This is a genomic window from Bradyrhizobium ottawaense (assembly GCF_002278135.3).
Lineage (GTDB): Bacteria > Pseudomonadota > Alphaproteobacteria > Rhizobiales > Xanthobacteraceae > Bradyrhizobium > Bradyrhizobium ottawaense.
The window spans coordinates 5318854-5336893 of sequence record NZ_CP029425.2 but is presented as its reverse complement, the minus strand read 5'-3'; the positions used below and the strand labels follow the sequence as shown (position 1 = coordinate 5336893).

General features: G+C 61.0%; 13 protein-coding genes. 10 read left to right on the top strand and 3 right to left on the bottom strand.

Annotation, left to right across the window (positions count from 1 at the left end):
• The first annotated feature begins 88 nt into the window (after window positions 1-88).
• The 10 genes from CIT37_RS25595 (at window position 89) to CIT37_RS25550 (ending at window position 14914) form a co-directional block, all read left to right on the top strand.
• A complete protein-coding gene (locus CIT37_RS25595; protein ID WP_095426583.1) occupies window positions 89-1633 on the top strand; it encodes a class I SAM-dependent methyltransferase in 1545 nt (514 codons plus the stop codon).
• Window positions 1634-1718: 85 nt separating this feature from the next.
• On the top strand, window positions 1719-2888 hold the full coding sequence (locus CIT37_RS25590; protein ID WP_095426584.1) for an acyltransferase family protein: 1170 nt from the start codon (window positions 1719-1721) through the stop codon (window positions 2886-2888).
• 83 nt (window positions 2889-2971) lie between these two features.
• Window positions 2972-3976 carry a glycosyltransferase family 2 protein gene (locus tag CIT37_RS25585; RefSeq protein ID WP_050995553.1) on the top strand — a complete coding sequence of 335 codons (1005 nt, stop codon included), beginning with the start codon at window positions 2972-2974 and terminating at the stop codon, window positions 3974-3976.
• A gap of 10 nt (window positions 3977-3986) precedes the next feature.
• Window positions 3987-4967 (top strand): right-handed parallel beta-helix repeat-containing protein, encoded by a 981-nt coding sequence (locus CIT37_RS25580; RefSeq protein WP_168772739.1) that lies wholly within the window; start codon window positions 3987-3989, stop codon window positions 4965-4967.
• Between the two features lie 79 nt (window positions 4968-5046).
• A complete protein-coding gene (locus CIT37_RS25575) occupies window positions 5047-6342 on the top strand; it encodes an O-antigen ligase family protein (protein ID WP_095426585.1) in 1296 nt (431 codons plus the stop codon).
• Window positions 6329-7096, top strand: a complete 768-nt coding sequence (locus CIT37_RS25570) for a class I SAM-dependent methyltransferase (protein WP_095426586.1) — start codon at window positions 6329-6331, stop codon at window positions 7094-7096. The genes CIT37_RS25575 and CIT37_RS25570 overlap by 14 nt, the downstream gene beginning before the upstream one ends.
• A gap of 703 nt (window positions 7097-7799) precedes the next feature.
• On the top strand, window positions 7800-10304 hold the full coding sequence (locus CIT37_RS25565; RefSeq protein ID WP_049801683.1) for an Ig-like domain-containing protein: 2505 nt from the start codon (window positions 7800-7802) through the stop codon (window positions 10302-10304).
• Between the two features lie 325 nt (window positions 10305-10629).
• Window positions 10630-12333 carry a type I secretion system permease/ATPase gene (locus CIT37_RS25560; protein WP_244611405.1) on the top strand — a complete coding sequence of 568 codons (1704 nt, stop codon included), beginning with the start codon at window positions 10630-10632 and terminating at the stop codon, window positions 12331-12333.
• On the top strand, window positions 12330-13646 hold the full coding sequence (locus CIT37_RS25555; RefSeq protein ID WP_028145374.1) for an HlyD family type I secretion periplasmic adaptor subunit: 1317 nt from the start codon (window positions 12330-12332) through the stop codon (window positions 13644-13646). The genes CIT37_RS25560 and CIT37_RS25555 overlap by 4 nt, the downstream gene beginning before the upstream one ends.
• Before the next feature lie 692 nt (window positions 13647-14338).
• Entirely contained in the window at window positions 14339-14914 is a 576-nt protein-coding gene (locus CIT37_RS25550; RefSeq protein WP_167456576.1) for a transglutaminase-like cysteine peptidase, read from the top strand.
• 48 nt (window positions 14915-14962) lie between these two features.
• On the opposite strand, the gene CIT37_RS25545 is transcribed toward CIT37_RS25550, so the two are convergent.
• The 3 genes from CIT37_RS25545 to CIT37_RS25535 form a co-directional block, all read right to left on the bottom strand.
• On the bottom strand, window positions 14963-15964 hold the full coding sequence (locus tag CIT37_RS25545; RefSeq protein ID WP_095425753.1) for a methionyl-tRNA formyltransferase: 1002 nt from the start codon (window positions 15962-15964) through the stop codon (window positions 14963-14965).
• Window positions 15961-16929, bottom strand: coding sequence for a hypothetical protein (locus tag CIT37_RS25540; RefSeq protein ID WP_049801686.1), 969 nt, complete (start codon window positions 16927-16929; stop codon window positions 15961-15963). Before CIT37_RS25540 ends, CIT37_RS25545 begins: the two co-directional genes overlap by 4 nt.
• Before the next feature lie 136 nt (window positions 16930-17065).
• A complete protein-coding gene (locus CIT37_RS25535) occupies window positions 17066-17905 on the bottom strand; it encodes a 2OG-Fe(II) oxygenase (protein ID WP_080670318.1) in 840 nt (279 codons plus the stop codon).
• Between the last annotated feature and the right edge of the window lie 135 nt (window positions 17906-18040).

Genomic DNA, 18040 nt, shown 5'->3' with positions numbered 1-18040 from the left:
AAATGTCGACCGGTCCGGATTTGGTTATATAATATGCGTGGATTTAAACGCGAGACCCGCTTTTGACCCTCACCGGGACCCCAATCCGATGAACGAGCATGCAGCTCGGCACGTGGCGCGCCAAGACGGCCGTCACCTGCCTCGCGTACTGGTCGCGATTGCAAGCCATGGAACCTCGAATGACCGCTATCTCGAGCGGGTCATCCGGGAATACCGGTCGATGTCCCTCGTCGTTGATATCGTCGTGCTGTCGAACATCGATAAGCGCGCGAGAACGGGGGTGGAATGCATTGTTGGCCTACCCGACAGAAACCCGTGGTCCCTGCCGTTCGCGCACAAGAAGCTGTTTGCGGAACGTCGTGACCAGTACGATCTGTTCATCTACTCGGAAGACGACATTCTGATCACCGAGAGGAACATCCGCGCCTGGCTGGATGCAACGTCGTTTCTATCTCCAGAAGAAGTTGCCGGGTTTCTGCGGGTTGAATTCGGCGAAGACGGCCAGCGTAACTATCCTGATATTCACGCGCACTTTCACTGGGATTCCTCATCGGTCAGGCGGCGCGGCGACTATATTCTCGCGCATTTTACCAACGAGCACGCCGCCTGCTTTGTCCTTACCCGGGAGCAGCTAGGCAACGTCCTACATTCGGGCGGCTTCGATGTAGCTCCGCATCAGGGAAAGTACGATCTGGCCTGTACGGCCGCGACGGATCCATACACCCAATGTGGTTTGCGGAAACTGGTGCCAATCTCACACCTGGAGGATTTCACCGTTCATCACCTCACCAACCGGTACGTCGGCCGGATGGGGATCGGGGAAGAAGAAATTGGCAGGCAGAAGGCAATTTTGCTGCAAATCGCGGACGGCCGCCGCTCGCCCTACTCGTTGCTCCCGACGGAAACGCGCCTTCGCCGCGCTAGCTTTTCCAAGGACTATTATGAACCTGAATCCGAGGCGACGATCGCGCTCGTGCCGGCATCGGCGCGCAGCGTACTTTCGATCGGTTGTGGGTCTGGCAAGACGGAAAAGCGGCTGCAGGCGCGAGGACTGCACGTCACCGCGATTCCGCTCGATCCAGTGATCGCAGCCGGCCCCGCCGGGGACGGGATCGAGATGATCTACGCCGATCTGGACAGTATCGACTCCAATCGCGACACCTACGACTGCGTTTTATGTCTCAATCTGTTGCACCTCGCTCCGGATCCGCAAAAGCTGCTTCTGAGGCTGCGATCGTTCATGCACGAGCAATCGCTCGCAGTGATCCAGATGCCCAACACGATGTCCCCAAGGGGCATTCGGTCTTATCTCGGGGCGAGTCTCCGGTCCGGGCGCTCCAGCGGCTACGAGGCAGTGGGTGCTCATTTCGCTTCGGGGCGCAAGCTGGCGAGTTGGTGCGTCGATTCAGGCCTGCGAATCGAAGCGATGTTCGGAGTTCCGGCGGATCGTGGTGATGGATTGTTTGGCATGACCTCCCGGCTGGGCGAGTTCGCGCCGAGGTTTGTCTCGCTCGGGCTTGCGGCTTCGATCATCGTGACCGTCTCCGGAGGAAGGCCAGGCACTGACGGGGTAACCGAATTCACGGCCTCGTCTCAGTCAAATCGCCCGGCCGGCGAGGTCCGGTCCGGTTAAAATGGGCGCCTCATTTAATTGCGGTTCTATATTAAATGTTATATAATCATGAAGCGGCAGAAAGATCATTTCGCGTGAGAAATCGATGATTTCACTCGGGGCAACGACGATCGGCGATCGGCTTGCCGTCCTTTCGGCCAGAGGCCCCGGTTTTGATCAGATACGACTTGTGGCCGCACTCACGGTGGTTGCTCACCATGCTTGGTGGGGAACAAACGACATCCTCTACCGGTTCAGCGGCGGGTTCATCCAGTTCGGCCTGTTTGCAGTCGTTATTTTCTTCTGCGTCAGCGGCTTCCTGCTGGCGCCTGGCCTGGCCCGATCTGGCGATCTCGTCCGGTTCGCCGTAAACAGGTCGTTGCGTATCCTGCCCGCACTCTTCGTCGTGGTCATCGCGTCGATGTTCGTGCTGGGTCCAGCCCTGACGACCTATTCGCTAGCCGACTATTTCGGCAGCGCCGAGCTTTACCTGTATCTGAAGAACGCCGTTACCCTGATGTCCCACTACCTGCCCGGCGTGGTGCGGCATGGACACGAAGTGCAGGTCAACGGACCGCTATGGACGCTCAATATCGAGGTTTGGTCCTATGCGGTGCTGGCGGCGATGAGCGTGGCGGGCTTTCTCCGCCGACGGGCGCTGACGATGATCACTTTCGCCCTGGTATACTTCATCTATGTTGGGCTGGCGCTTTCGCCATCCCTGCACGCGGCCTGTCCGCAGCGGCTCTTGGATTTCATCGGTCTCTTCGTCTACTTCATCGCCGGCACGACCCTCTACCTCTACCGTGAAAGTATCCCGTTCTCCGGAATCGGGGCCGCGGTCGCCGTGGGAGGCGCGCTGATCGGTCTTGCGAGCGGGTTGGGCGCGGTGGCGATGCCGCTGTGTATACCCTACGTCGTGATCTGTCTCGGGCTCTCCGAGGTCGCCAGTCGCGTGCCACTCAAGCACGATCTGTCCTACGGCGTATACCTGATCCATTCACCGGTCATATTGGCGCTCCTGACGCTGTTCGATCTCGCAGCCGGCTGGCCGTTGGCCTTGCTGTCGGCATCCGTGACTCTCGTTCTGGCGTATGCCTCCTGGCGATTTGTCGAAGCGCCGGCGCTGAAGCAAAAGGTGTGGGTTTCGCGTTGGCTGTCGTCGCACATTGCAGGGCTAGGCAGCCGACGAGGCGTTGGGACTGAGGCCGCGGTGCGCCGTGATGAGCCCGGCAACAATCTGACAGGAACAATCGAGGCCGGTGCGGCGGAGTGAGACCAAACCCGCACCTGAGCTCAGGTTCGAGGGTGATAGCGCGACGAGCGGGCCGCGGTTTCTTTGAAAGGAGCAGAGTCGCTATGAGCAGCGCGTACCATGATGACGAAGGTCCGGACTCGGATCGGCAGCTGGACCTCTCCATCATTGTCGTAAGCTACAATACCCGCGACATGACGCTCGACTGTCTGGCGTCGATCGCCGCTGAGACAATGGGTACGAGGTATGAGGTCATCGTCGTCGACAATAATTCGTCCGACCAGTCAGCTGCCGCAATTGCCCGTCAATTCCCTGACATCAGGCTGATTGCCCTAAACGACAACATCGGCTTTGCACGCGCCAACAATCTGGCTGCAAAACAGGCGCGCGGCCGACGATTGCTTCTGCTCAATCCAGACACCATTATTCTCGACTGCGCGATCGATGTTCTTTTTGAGTTCGCCGAGGCCAATCCGTCATTTCACGTCTGGGGCGGACGCACCCTGTTTCCGGACGGCAGTCTCAATCGCACCTCGTGCTTTCGAAGAATCAGTTTGTGGAATTTGTTCTGCTTCGCGCTGGGGTTCACCTATTTCGGTCGTCGCAGTCCGATTTTCAATTCCGAGGCCTATGGCGGATGGGACCGAGATACCGCGCGGCACGTCGACATCGTTACAGGTTGCTTTCTGCTGATCGACCGGCTGGTGTGGGAGAGGCTCGGCGGGTTCGACCCCACATTCTTCATGTACGGAGAAGAAGCAGACCTCTGTCATCGCGCGCGGTCGCTCGGTGCGCGGCCCGCGGTCACGCCTGAAGCGACCATCGTCCACTATGGCGGGGCATCCGACGTCGTGCCTGTCGACAAGAGGGTGAAGGTTTTCAAGGGGAGAATCACCCTGATCAATCGGCATTTCGGCTGGCCGGCACGGACGATCGGGCAGGCTTTGCACCTGATCGTGCCGCTTACACGCCGGTACGGTTACGGCATGGCAGCCGCCCTGGCGCGGAATGCGGAATGGCAAAAGAACGCTGTTTATTGGGAAGCCGTCTGGAGGCGTCGGCGAGAGTGGGTTGGCGGTTACGAGGCACCGAGGGTCGAGCCGGCATGAGAGCGTCGGGTTGTTTCCGGCGAGAAGAGCGATGAGATCAGATAGCCTAGAAGGACAGCGACGGAGTTGGCGAGGAGCCAGGGGGCTCGCGCTTGGCCATATGCGCTGGGGCGGGATTGTGCTCGAAGCTGCCCGTGTAGCGGTTGCGGTCGCAGCGCTCCAGATTCCGGCGGCTGCTGTGGCAGCCGAGCCGAACGGCGCATCCAAGCTGGCATTCGCCTCCCAATGGCCGGACGCAAGCAACACGGGGCCGCCTCGTGATCTCGTGCTGAAGCCGTCCGGTCCCCTCACGATTGCCGTTTCCGGCACGACGATTTCAGGACTGGACATTCAGGGCGGCGTCGTCGTCAACGCCGATAACGTGACCATCGAGATGTCCCGCATCTCGGCTAGCGCTTGGGCCGTTATCAAGATCGATCCGCATCGGACAGGAGTTGTCGTCAGGGATTGCACGATCGACGGCCAGGGTGCTGGTCCCGATGGCAATGGCAACCAGGGAATCATGGGACAGGGTACGTTCCAGCGCAACAACATCTCGAACGTCGAAAACGGCATCGTCCTGACCGGCAGGGACAATCTGATCGAACACAATTTTATTCACGATCTCAATGCCGGCGGGGCGCCACATTACGATGGTATCCAGATCGATGGCGGCATCTCGGACACGGTCATCCGGCAAAACACGATCATCAATTCTCACGGCGCTGCCGGCGCTATCATGATCGACAACGAGTTTGGCCCGGTCTCCAACATCGTCATCGAAGGCAATCTTCTCGCTGGCGGCAGCTATACGGTCTACTCGGACGCGAAGTTCAACGACAATCCGATCTCGGGTGTTTCGATCACCGACAATCACATCGGCTCGGGGCAGTATGGGCCGACCCTGTTTCGGCGAAACCGGCCCACCTATCTCAGAAATGCGACCGACGGCTGGCGCCTGGTGCGCAATCTGGACTTTGGCAGCGTCGCGGCGCAGGAGGCCATCAGATGAAGCGCCGGCGTGCTCCGCACCAACTCAAGCGCTTGTCGGATCTAATGGCTTGGTCCGGCCTGTCCAGGGAGACAGCCTCATGAGCTATCCTGGCTATGCTCTCCTCGCGGGGCAGCCGCGTATCCGCGCGACGGCGGCCGGATTCCATTCGACCATTCTCCAACGGGGCAGTCTGGCCGTCCCGCTCCTTCTGATGGGCATCGTATTGCCGTCGGGGCTCCAGGTGCTGATCGCCGGGGCAAAGCTAACGCCGACCAGGATATGCCTTCTGGTCCTGCTGCTGCCGGCGGTTGCGCGGCTATTGCAGCCGAGCCGTCGGCTCCTGCTGTCGGACGGGCTCGCGGGGACGCTTGCGCTCGCCATGGTGGCGGCGGCTGGTTACGCCGCCGGACCTCAATCGGCGTTTTCTGCTGTTGCAGAGGCTCTCGACTTTGTCGGAGCATACTTTGTTGCGCGAGCCTTCGTTCTGGAGCCGTCGGCGGTCCAGCAGTTCATTCGTCTCATCAAGGCATTCACGGCGATTGCGATATGCGTTGCGCTAGTGGACGTGTTGACGGGGCATTGGATCGTCCGCGAGATCATGGCCACACTCATGCCGCAGCCTGAGGCGTTCGTGGACGACGGCACGTCGAGCGCAGATGGAGTACGAGCAGGTCTGCGACGCGCAATATCGACGTTCGATCATCCTATTCTCTATGGCGTATTCTGTTCGCTGACTGCGGCCATCGTGCTGTTCTCGGCGACAAGTGCCATCAAGCGTCTGTCGTGGGCGTGTCTGTGCCTATTCGGCGGATTGCTGTCGTTATCTTCGGCCGCTGTCTTGGGGATGGTCGTCGTAATGTCAAGCTACGCCTACGAGCGGTTGTTGCGCCGCTGCCCGTGGCGATGGCCTCTGCTTTGGACGGGAGCGGGCATGTTCCTGCTGGCCGTCACCGCTGTGACGAATAACCCTCTCAGCTGGCTGCTGTCCCACGCGACACTCGAGCCTCAAACGGGATTCTATCGCCTCATGATCTGGGACGCCGTCTCGGCGCAGGTGTGGCAGTCGCCTCTGACGGGAGCCGGATTCGTGACGTTCGGCTATTATCTACTCGATCGCACAGTCGACAGCGTGTGGCTGGTCACGAGCCTTCATTACGGCGTACCGGTCACCATCCTGCTGATCGTTTTGAATCTCTCGGCGGTATTGCCTGTGCCCGGGCGCCGCCCAAGCGGGATTCAGACGGGGTTTACGATCGCTTGCATGGTGTTCCTGTTCACGGGTTTGACGGTGCATTTCTGGAACTACATGTGGACGTTTTGGGGCGTTTGCATCGGTGTGCGTGCTTCGCTTAGGGAATGGCAGATGTTGGGAGCGCAAGATGAGCGATTTTGACGTGGCATCATCGCCGATTGGCGGCATCAAGGGACGTTTGCGACCTTATGTCTGGTCATTACGCAGCGGGCTTCGGACGATCCGTTTCCTGTTCGGACGATTTGAGAGGACCTGTCCGGTATGTGAGTATCGAGGCAGATTTTTCGCGTACGCAAATCCGCTGGCATTGGGAATCAACTTCGACTCGCTCTGTCCGAATTGTCTGTCGCACGAGCGACACCGTCTGTTGGTGCTTTGCGACGCCGAGCAAGGCCTGTTTAAGGGCAAGGATATCCTCCACTTCGCGCCCGAAAAGGGGCTCACGGAGTATATCAAGGCGAGAAAGCCGCGAAGTTACGTCACCTGCGAGTTCGGAGGGAAGGGCGCTGATTTCGACATCAATATCGAAAAGATTGACCTCGAAAGTGACAGGTTCGATCGGATCATCTGCTGCCATATCCTCGAGCACGTCAACGATCGCTTGGCCATCCCCGAACTCTTTCGGATCTTGCGTAAGGGCGGGACGCTGATCGCGATGATCCCTCTCATTGAGGGATGGCAAGAAACGTTCGAGGATCGATCGAGGCAGAAAACAGAAGAAGATCGGATACTGTATTTCAACCAGCATGATCACGTCCGCTTCTTCGGTCGTGATTTCCGACGCCGGCTCGAACGAGCGGGCTTCGTCGTCGACGAGTATACGGCGGTCGAGCCTCAAGTTGCGCAATATGGTCTGATCCGCGGCGAAAAAGTATTTTTGTGCCGGAAGACTTAGGCCAGGCAGTGCTTTGACGTTGCCCGGCGAAATCGGGCCGCACCGCTTTGTCACCTAAGCCCATTTACGAAGTCATCCTGCATCGCCTCTGGCTTCGCCGGTAGGCGCGCATCTCAGCCAACGGAGCAGCACGGCAAAATTCGAGCTGATGTCTTGCCGCTATCTGCTGCAGAGGACATTCGCGCGTCGTATTTAATAATGCGCGTCGTTGGCTATTTATACATTCGATGGTTTATTTAATGTGCGTCGACGTTGAACGGGGCCGATCTCGGAGTCGCTCGACCCGTTGCAACGAGCCAGCACGAAAGAATTTTTCTGTGAAGTGTGGCGCGCGCATGTTTTGCGGTCGTTTGATCGCGGCTAAAACGAAATCGCTTTTAATTTCCGTAACGTAGATTTCCGCGCTGTATTTCCGGAAACAGGAATCTGGCGGCGCTTGTGGCGAAATGACCTTGGCGGAGCCGTGGTCTTGTCAAAAAAAGGCCGTCTGCAGACGACCATTAACGCCGCACAAGCACGGCACCTGGCGTATCTCGATCACCAATTAAATCGAGGGCGCAAACTCGCAATAAGCACTGGTGTCAGTTAACGGGGATAATACAGAGAAGACGGAGAAACTGTTTTGGCAACGACAACGAATGCATGGCCTGACGCGACGAACACCGGGGTGCCGGCGGGGGTAACGCTGACTCCTTCTGGAGATGTGGTCATCACGCAGGCGGGAGCGGTGGTCTCCGGACTCAACATCACCGGCAGCGTCTACATCAAGGCGGACAATGTGACGCTTGAGAACTGCAAGATCACGTCCGGCGGTTGGGCTGGGGTGACCATTGATTCCGGAGCTACGGGCGCGGTGGTCCAGAATTGCACCATCGATGGTACCGGCCGTGCGCCGGATGGCACTGGCAATCAGGGCATCATGGGAAGCGGCACGTTCATCGGGAACAACATCTACAACGTGGAGAACGGCATCGTTCCCGGCAGCAACTCCGTCATCCAGGGCAACTACATCCACGATCTCCAAGCGGGCGGATCGCCTCACTATGACGGCATCCAGATCGACGGTGGCCTCTCCAACATTCAGATCACCGGCAATTCGATCATCAATCAGTGGGGATGGACCTCCGCGGTCATGATCGACAACGACTTCGGGCCGGTCTCGAATGTCACCGTCACCAATAACCTGCTGACTGGTGGCGCCTACACCGTATACGCGGATTCCAACCTGGGCACCGCTTCGATTACCGGCGTGTCGTTCACCAACAATCACATTGGCGGCGCGCAGTATGGTGACGCGTTGATCCGCGGGAATAACTCGGTGTTCTCGGGCAACTACACTGACGGCGCGGCGCTGGCGTCGGCGCTCAATACGTCGGCAAACAGCGGTACGACGACGACCTCACCGACGATGCCCCCCGCAACGCCCGAAGTCCCGGCAGCGCCGAGCATCGCATCCTGGTCACCCGATACGGGCAAGACTGGCGATGGCATCACTGACGCCAGTCAGATCACCCTGCACGGTACCGCCGCGGCTGGCAGCACCGTGAAAGTCTATGACGGTTCGACGCAGATCGGCACGGCGACCGCGACTTCGACCGGAAGCTGGGACTACATCACCAAGGTCTTGACCGATGCGAAGCATACGCTGACGGCGACCGCGACCAACTCGTCGGGGCAAACCAGCGTGGCATCGACTGCGGTGGCGGTCACCGTCGATACCAAGGCGCCAGCTGCACCGGCGATCGCGAGTGACACCGTCAACACTGCCAATCAGGTCGTGATGTCGGGGACCGCTGAAGTGAACAGCGCGATCAAGGTGTTCGACGGAACGACCCAGGTCGGCACCGCGACGACCAACGCGAGCGGTGCGTGGAGCGTCACGACGTCCGCACTGTCGGCCGGTTCGCACGCCCTGACGGCAAAGGCGACCGACGTTGCCGGCAACGTCAGTGCTGCGTCGGCTGCTGTGGATGCGGTCGTCGGTTCTGGAACGACGACGGGCTCCACCGGTTCGGGCACGTCCGGTTCGGGTACCTCGGGTACGGGTACCACCGGCACGGGCACATCAGGCACCGGCACCACTGCGCCGGCCGCGCCGAAGATCGCCTCGTTCTCCAACGATACCGGCACCGCCGGTGATCACATCACGAGCGACAAAACGGTGACCCTGGCGGGGACTGCGGTTGCCAACAGCACGGTCAAGGTGCTCGACGGCACGACCCAGCTCGGCACCGTCACGGCGGATGCGAACGGAGCATGGCACTACACCACCGTCGCACTGCCTGACGGCAAGCACAGCTTCACCGCGACCGACACGGTCTCCGGCGCCACCAGCAAGGCATCGGCTGCGCTGGATGTCACGGTGGATAGCGCTGCCCCCGATGCTCCGATCCTGTTGAGCGATCCCACCACGCATAACCGCGCAACGGTATCCGGTACGGCGGAAGCGGGGAGCTCGATCAAGCTCTATGAGGGCACGACCCTGCTTGGCACCGCGACCGTCGCGAGTGATGGCGACTGGAGCGTGACGACCCCGAATCTCAAGCACGGGTCCCACACCTTCACCGCGACGGCAACCGATGCCGCCGGCAACACCAGCGCCTTGTCGCAGCCGATCGATCCGCCGATTGGTCATGGCGGCACCAAGGACGCTGCGACCGTCGAAGTCACCAATGTGCGCCAGCACTGGGATCACACGGCAACGATCAAGGGCACGGCCGATCCCAACAGCGAGATCAAGCTGTCGGACGGCACGACCTCGGTCGGTTCGGTGACCACGGGAGCCGACGGCAAGTGGAGCTTCCAGACCTCCGACCTGTCGGGCAAGTCTCATGCCTTCACCGCGGAACAGGTCGACACCACAGGTCACGTGGTCGGCACCAGCTCGGGCGCGGCGATGGTCGGCTCGGGCCGCAGCGATACGCTGACCGGCACCACCGGCAACGACGTCATGGTGGGCAAGGCGGGTGCGGATACGTTCCAGTTTGCGTCCAACTTCGGCCAGGACGTCATCAAGGACTTCGCGGCCCGCGGACCTGCTCACGACACGATCGAGTTCAGCAAGAGCGTGTTCGACAGCTTTGCGAGCGTTCTCTCCCACGCGGCCCAGTCAGGCCACGACGTCGTGATCGCGACGGGGAGTGACACCCTCACGCTGAAGAACACGCAGCTCGACAAGCTGAACAGCCACGACTTCCACTTCGCGTAGGATACGGGTCAGCCGCACAAGCTGATACTCAACAACTGCCTCGGGGGATCGCTTGGGGATCCCCCGACAAAGGCATCATTAAAGGGCAGGTGTCATGACTGACGTTGGACGGCGGGGGGTGTTTCCCCCGCCTGCGAATCTTTATCGAATCCCCATTATGCATTTGTCAGGCCTATGGTCGGCCGGGCGCCGGCTGGCGGACGAGGCCGAAGCGCCGACATCGCGGCTCGTCGGCTGGGCAAGGCGCGTGGTTGAAGCCCTTCGGCAACGGATATTCGTCGGCCGTTTCCGGTCGGCGGAGGACTACGAGGAGCCGCACTCAGAGATGTCGGCATTTCTGCGGTCGTGCGGCCGGATATTCTGGGCGCTCGCGGCCTTTAGCGGGATGAGCAATCTCCTCATGCTCACCGGCTCATTCTTCATGCTGCAAGTCTATGATCGGGTGCTGCCCGGGCGCAGCATACCGACGCTGATTGCCTTGCTGGTCCTGGCCGCGGTCCTCTACCTGTTTCAAGGTGGGCTCGACTTCGTCAGAAGCAGGATCAGCGCGCGGGTCGGCCGGTACTTTGATGAACGGCTCGGCATTCGCATTTTCGACGCGCTTGTCCGCTTGCCCTTGAAGACCAGGGCCGATGGCGACGGCTTGCAGCCGGTGCGGGATCTTGATCAGGTCCGCAGCTTTCTTTCGAGCGGCGGGCCGACGGCGCTCTTCGATCTACCCTGGATGCCGATCTATCTCGGCGTTTGCTTCCTCTTTCACTTCTGGATTGGCGTCACTGCGCTGGCCGGCGCGTTGGTGTTGATCGGCATTACCATGCTCACGGAAACTAGGACGCGCGGGCCGGCAAAGGCGTCCTCGCGCCTCGCGGTCTCGCGAACGGCACTCGCGCTCGAGGGTCGACGAAATGCAGAGGTTCTGCAGGCCATGGGCATGCGGCAGCAGGCGGCGTTGCGGTGGCGCGATGTCAACGCGAAGTACCTCGCGGCTCATGAGCGGGCCAGCGATGTAGCCAACAGCCTCGGAGGCGCCTCCAAGATCTTCAGGGCAATCCTGCAGTCGCTGGTTCTTGCCGTTGGCGCAGTCCTTGTCATCAACCAGGAATCGACGGCCGGCATCATCATCGCCGGATCGATCCTCAGCGCGCGGGCGTTGGCGCCCGTCGAACTGGCCATTGCGAACTGGAAAGGGTTCGTCGCTGCGCGGCAGTCGGGACAACGGCTTAATGCTTTGCTGAAGCTTCTCCCCAGCGAGGAAGAACGGCTGGAATTGCCTCCTCCTGTTGACGCTCTCTCGGTCGAGAATCTCTTTATCGGCGCTCCGAACTCGGAGCGGCCTACCGTCAATGACGTGTCGTTCCAATTGCGGCGCGGGCAGGCGGTTGGAATCATTGGGCCGAGCGGATCCGGCAAATCGACGCTGGCACGTGCGCTGGTTGGGGTATGGCCGGGCATTCGAGGCCGGATACGGCTGGACAACGCCGCACTCGACCACTGGTCTTCTGACGCCCTCGGCAAGCACATCGGGTACATGCCTCAGGACGTGGAATTGTTCGACGGCAGCGTTGCGATGAACATCGCGCGGTTCGATCCGCAGGCGACCGCCGCCGCTGTTCTGGAGGCCGCGCATGCCGCGGGCGCGCACGATCTCATCCTCTCGTTTCCGGACGGCTACGGCACGAAGATCGGCGAGGGGGGATTGGCACTGTCGGCGGGGCAGCGGCAGCGCATCGGGCTCGCCCGCGCCTTCTACGGCAAACCATTCCTCGTGGTGCTGGATGAACCCTCCTCCAATCTCGACGCCGAGGGCGAGGAGGCGCTGACCGAGGCGATCCTGAACGTGCGCCGTCGCGGCGGGATCGCCGTCGTGATCGCCCATCGTCCGAAGGCGCTTGAAGCCGTCGATCATGTCTTGTGCCTCGGGGAAGGCAGGGTTCAGTCCTTCGGCAAGAGGGAGGAGGTCCTCAAGAAGGTCTTGCGAAATCCCGTGCCGCTCAAGGTGGTCGCGGAAGCTCAAGGAGGCAACCGATGAACGGCCAGCTGGTAGCGCCGGCGATGCAATCCATCCAGCGTTACATGATCGTCGGTATGATCATGTTGGGTCTGGTGACTTTTGGAATCGGCGGTTGGGCGACAACGAGCCAATTGTCGGGCGCGGTGATCGCCCAGGGTGTCGTCGTCGTGGATTCGAGCGTCAAGAAGGTTCAGCACTCCACGGGTGGGATCGTGGGTGAGTTGCGCGTGCGCCAGGGCGATCGGGTCAATGCAGGCGACGTTTTGATCCGCCTCGACGAGACTCAGACGCTCGCCAATGCGACGATCGTCACGAACAGCATCGATGAGCTGCTCGCGCGCCAGTCCCGGCTCGAGGCCGAGCGCGATGGTGCCGAGCAGGTCGTGTTTCCCAAGGTGCTGCTCGACCGAGCCAAGGAGAACAATTCTGAGGCGAGCCGTGCAATCGCTGCGGAGCGGAAGCTGTTCGACCTCCGCCGTCAGGCAAGGAGCGGCCAAAAAGCGCAGTTGCAGGAAAAAAGCGCGCAGCTGGAGAACGAGATCAAGGGCTATACGGGGCAGACCGAGGCCAAGCAGAAGGAAGTCGAATTTATCCGCCAGGAACTGGAGGGCGTGCGTAGCCTCTGGCAAAAGAATCTGGTGCCGATCACGCGGCTCAATTCCCTCGAGCGCGACTCCGCACGCATCGAAGGCGAGCGCAGCCAGTTGGCCGGCATGATTGCGCAATCGAAAGGCAAGATCTCCGAAATCGGCCTCCAGAGCATTCAGATCGACCAGGACCTGCGGACGGAAGTCGGCAAGGACCTGATTGAAACGCGCTCAAAACTCTCCGAACTGGGCGAGCGCAAGACTGCGGCGGTCGATCAATTGCATCGGATCGATATCAGGGCGCCACAGTCCGGCCGCGTCCATGAACTCAGCGTCCACACGGTCGGAGGCGTGATCTCTCCCGGCGAGCAAATCATGCTGATCGTTCCTGATGCGGACTCGCTTGCGATCGAGGTCAAGATCCCACCGAAGGATATCGACCAAGTTTATGTGGGGCAGACCGCGACGATGCGCTTTGCAGCGTTCAACCAGAAGACCACGCCCGAAATCGACGGCGAGGTCAGCATGGTCTCGGCAGATATCACGCAGGATCAGCGCGCCGGCACGAGTTATTACACGGGCCGTATCCTGCTGAAGCCCGAGGAGCTGGCGAAGCTCGGCTCCGCCAAGCTGCTGCCAGGAATGCCGGTCGAGGTCTTCATCAAGACGGCTGGTCGGACCGCGCTGTCCTATCTGCTCAAGCCGCTGCACGATCAGGCGGAGCGTGCATTCAAGGAGCGCTGAGCTCGGTGCAAGCCGTGGGCAGCGCTTAGCGAAACGCACGCGGGCTGGCGCCCTACACATGGGCGTCAGCGTCGCTGCGCCCACCCCCGCAGTAGATCGCGCGCTCGCCGACCGATCGGCGGGGGCGCGTGCCTGTCGTGCCGCGCTGAGATCACGGGTTGTTCAAGCGATCGCCCGCTCAGCACGTCCATCCGCTTGGCGCGCAGGGCCATCGCGACGACGAAGCCGAGTATTGAAGCTTCGGCTCCCACAATGACGAGCAGCTCAATTGGCATATGAAATCGGTCCGGCCTGCGAGGGCTGTTCTTGCGATTTGAGCATGGCGACCAATTAAATCAATAAAATAATGTTCGGTCCGAATCCGTCCGTCTCGCTCTGGGGCGGCCACGCCTGTCGCCTGTGATTGCACTTCGCGTGGCCCGGATGAAGAGGGCCTGTCTGATCGGGGCTTCTCCATCCATCCGAGTTCCTCGCTTGCAAGCGTCGCCGGCCCTGGTCGTGTCCGTCGCGGTTTAAATGCAGATATTAATTCTATTTAATCTTGCAAATTAAATTATAATATATAATTTAAATAACAACGGATTGCGGCCTGCAGCGTTCGGCTGGGTCGTGCCGCGGCCCGCGTCGATTTGGCATTTGCAGGAGAGCGGCAGGTGCAACGAACCTCAGGCTCGATCATCGCGACAGCCATCATGATCATCATCGGGGGCGTTCAATGGGCGGGTGCGGCATTGCCGGCCGTGCCGAGGGCCCCCCAAGCGGACCCTGCGCGCATCGAGCTGGGGCGTCCGGCTCTTCCCCCCCTCACTTACACCGCGTTTTGCCTGCGCTATCAGGCCGAATGCCGCCCGCGGCGCTTCTTCCGCGGCGGGCCGATCCGGTTGACCGAGAAGCGATGGGCGGAGTTGCGGGAGGTCAATCGCGCGGTCAATCTGGCGATTGAGCCCGCCCGCAACGAGCTCGGCCTTGCGGGCGAGGCGTGGACCATTAATCCCGCACGTGGCGATTGCAACGATTACGCGGTGAGCAAGCGCCACGAGTTGCTTCGGCGCGGCTGGCCGGCGCGTGTCCTGCTATTGAGCGAAGTCGTCGTCAGTTCCGGTGAACATCATCTGGTGCTCCTCATGCGTACCAGGAGCGGCGATCTCGTCCTCGACAATCTCACGCTGCAGGTTAAGCCCTGGTCGCGGACGCCCTATCGCTGGGTTCGCGTGCAAAGCCCGGGCCGTGACGGGCTGTGGGTCACGATTGGACGAGAGGGGGTATGAGGCACTGGCGCGAAAGCCCTGAGCCTTCCTTGGCCAGAGCGTTTGCGTTTACTCGTGAGCGCATTTGAGCCGCTCGAGCGTAGCGAGCCTGTCTTCAAGCGCGACGATCCGGCGAAGAAGATCGAGGCGCGACAGCCCCAGGGTGGCGCGCGTCGATCCGATGGCAGAAGCGGCAGCACATGGTCGCTCGGAGTTGGGAGGAAGGACGCTGAACATGCGCAGGACGCCGTCGCCTGTCAGCACATCCACCCAGCCCTCGGAAGGTGACCGTCCCACGATCCGGCCTGGTACGCGGCCAATATAGCAGGGAGCATCAAGCCGCGGCGACGCGTTGGTGATGATGAGCCGCTGCCCGTCAAGGTGGCTGAAGGCACCTGGAAATGGCGGTGTCAGGCCGCGGATCAGCCGATCGATAGTGTCGGTAGGCTGGCACCAGTCGATCTCTCCATCTTCCGGAACACGGGCGCAGCCATAGGAGGCATTGTCGGTATCTTGAGAAGTGCCTTGGTAGCCGGTGATCGCTCGTACGACGACCCCGCCGAGCTCACGTTCCTGAATCGCGTTGAGGCGCTCGTAGAGCGAGGTGACCGTGTCATTCGCGCCGATCGGAATGGCCTGCTGAAACAGCAGATTGCCGCCATCAAGTTCCGGGATGACGAGGTGAATGCTGATCCCGGCGGTCGTCTCGCCGTTGATGATTGCCCAATTGACGTTGGCGCGGCCGCGATAATGCGGCAGAAGCGAATAGTGCACGTTGACGAAGCGACACAATGCGAGAATCTGCGGCGGGATGATCCGATCGAACGAAGAGATCACAACGGCCGCCGGGCGCAGCTCTGCGATCATTTTCTGAAGCTGGTTCAGGTCCTGCATTGCCGCGACCGGGATGCCGCGGTTGTTGGCAAATGCCTTCAACGCGCTCGCGTCGGGCTGGTCCGGTCTCCGGAATATCTGGACCACGCGGCAGTGCGCAGCCAACGAGCGAAGCGCTGCGAAGCCCGTCGGTCCGTCCGCGAGGAGTACGACATCGGGCTGCGGCTGCTCCGTCATGTCACCTCCGGCCATGGCACGAGCTGGGCGAAACCGTCCTCTGTGACGGCACCGCCCCGGCGGACCCACTCGGCCGCGCGCAAGCCGCCGGTCTGCAATCGTATGATCGGCTCGGGGCCGATCTCCGACAGCAGAATGCCCATATGGCCCTGTCCGACTGATTGTGGGGGCCAGACCGCAAGACCATTGGCGGCTAGCACGGCTCGATCGACGTCGCCCCAGAACTGCACCACAACGGCGCCGTCGGGCGCGCACGCGGCCAGATGCGCAGCCTCCGCCCGGCCGATGCGCGGCGAGTCCGTTGGCTGCAACGCGACCACGAAGGCCTCCCATGCGCCAGGATGGACTGCCGCAACACTGTCGAACGTCTCGACGTTCGCCCCCAGGTTCGTCAGCCCGGTGAGCAGGGGGGCAAGGAAGTCGTTGTCGCAGAGCAGGGCGATTTTGTTACCGAGAACCGCCAGCCCGCAATCGTGCAACTGCTTCACGGCGAGCGGGCCAAGGAATGAGAAGACGTCGATGGCGGGGTGTCGCTCGTTGACGCCGACCACCCGGATTTTGCGTCGCGCGCACGCTTCGATATCCAAGTCCTCGCGACGAAACTCCCAGGCCTCGAACATCAAGGCAATCACGGCGTCGCCGCGCAGCTGGTCGATCAGCGCAGCTGTAAGCGGACGGAGGTGGCCACTGTTGGTCACGATGTCGACGCTGTGAAGCACCTCGGGGCTGATCTTTTCCAGAATCTCGATGCGGTCAGCGACGTCTAGGGTGGCTGCGATCTCGAACGTCTCTCGTTTGGCATCTGTCACAGTCCCATGGCGGCCAGGTTTCGTGAATGCGTAGACCTGCTTGGCTCCGGCCATTGCAGCCAAGACTGGGGTGACGGCATAAGCGCCAGTCGCGGCTTCGGTCAGCACAGTCATTCCCGACATGTCCAGTCCCGTTTCAGCGAGGGCGCGTTTCATCAGCATTCGCAGTCGAACAGGTGAAAAGCCTGGCCTGCGAAGTGCTCTCTTATCCGCATCAGATCGCAATTGCGCGACTGAGGTTCCGGTCGCGGTCATTGATGGGTCCCGCTGTTGCCGCTGGAAGACGCCGGCTTCATGGTGTTCTCGACCGGTGCGCTCTGGATATCCAATCGCGTGCCGCCCGGAGCACGTTGTGGAGCGGATCGGGTAGGAGCGCGCGCACGTGATCCTGCCAGCTCATTTGCTCGATCCCCGGATCTTCGCCGGGTCGCGCTGCCCAATACCGCACGCGGCGTTCGCCCGATGCGACGACACGGCGCGTCGTCGTGTAGTAATAGGATGCGACGGAAAGGCGCATTCGACCGGGGGGACAGGAGACCGGATCCGGAAGGCCGTGGAGAGTGGCACCGTGCGTCTCCCAGAGGATCACGGTGTTGAACCGGGGAAAGATGCGGCATCCGAGCGCCGACATGTCCGCAGGCCACAATTCGAGGCTGCCGCCGTAAGCTTCGGGCCAATCCCGATTGAGATAGATGAGCAGATTGACCCGGTGGAACAGCCCGGTCGTCGGGTGAACCTCGAAATCGCGGTGAATCTTCGTGAAGCCTCCTGGGGGCGTTCGATGAACTCCCGCAAATTTGTGCGTCGGATCGGAATGAAGATCTCGAACGCCGGTGACTGCCGAAATGAATGCTCGAAAGCCGGCACTGTCCACTAGGCTCAGCAGATGCTGAGTGGCCGGCCCCAGTCCGTCCGATACCTCCTGCTTGACCAGGCGATCGGTAGTCGTGGTAATCAGGCGGGCTTCCGGGAGGGCGGCGCATTCGGCCGCGACCATGTCCAACAGCTTCTCGGGAAAGGCATCGTTGAGGACAACGTGCGGCCAAGGTCTTGCAGCTGCGTATTCGGCGCGCAGGGAGCTGGCTCGCGCAAGGAGGCCGCTCAACGAGTGAAGCTGGAAATCAACATGCAATTCCGCAGACTCCGGCTGCAGCGCTTGGAGTCAGGGCCCCCAAGTCCGCCTGCAAATTAAATGTTATTATTAATTGGCTTTGGATTAAATGTCAAAATAAACCGTGAGCTGAATGTTGGGCTCTGTTGCACCGGA

What these genes read in the sequence shown, in the direction of transcription:
- CIT37_RS25550 (WP_167456576.1), top strand. Translation starts at nt 14,339, where the DNA reads ATGATCATCATCGGGGGCGTTCAATGGGCGGGTGCGGCATTGCCGGCC.
- CIT37_RS25555 (WP_028145374.1), top strand. Translation starts at nt 12,330, where the DNA reads ATGAACGGCCAGCTGGTAGCGCCGGCGATGCAATCCATCCAGCGTTAC.
- CIT37_RS25545 (WP_095425753.1), bottom strand. Translation starts at nt 15,964, where the DNA reads ATGACGGAGCAGCCGCAGCCCGATGTCGTACTCCTCGCGGACGGACCG.
- CIT37_RS25585 (WP_050995553.1), top strand. Translation starts at nt 2,972, where the DNA reads ATGAGCAGCGCGTACCATGATGACGAAGGTCCGGACTCGGATCGGCAG.
- CIT37_RS25595 (WP_095426583.1), top strand. Translation starts at nt 89, where the DNA reads ATGAACGAGCATGCAGCTCGGCACGTGGCGCGCCAAGACGGCCGTCAC.
- CIT37_RS25540 (WP_049801686.1), bottom strand. Translation starts at nt 16,929, where the DNA reads ATGAAACGCGCCCTCGCTGAAACGGGACTGGACATGTCGGGAATGACT.
- CIT37_RS25560 (WP_244611405.1), top strand. Translation starts at nt 10,630, where the DNA reads ATGTCGGCATTTCTGCGGTCGTGCGGCCGGATATTCTGGGCGCTCGCG.
- CIT37_RS25575 (WP_095426585.1), top strand. Translation starts at nt 5,047, where the DNA reads ATGAGCTATCCTGGCTATGCTCTCCTCGCGGGGCAGCCGCGTATCCGC.
- CIT37_RS25570 (WP_095426586.1), top strand. Translation starts at nt 6,329, where the DNA reads ATGAGCGATTTTGACGTGGCATCATCGCCGATTGGCGGCATCAAGGGA.
- CIT37_RS25590 (WP_095426584.1), top strand. Translation starts at nt 1,719, where the DNA reads ATGATTTCACTCGGGGCAACGACGATCGGCGATCGGCTTGCCGTCCTT.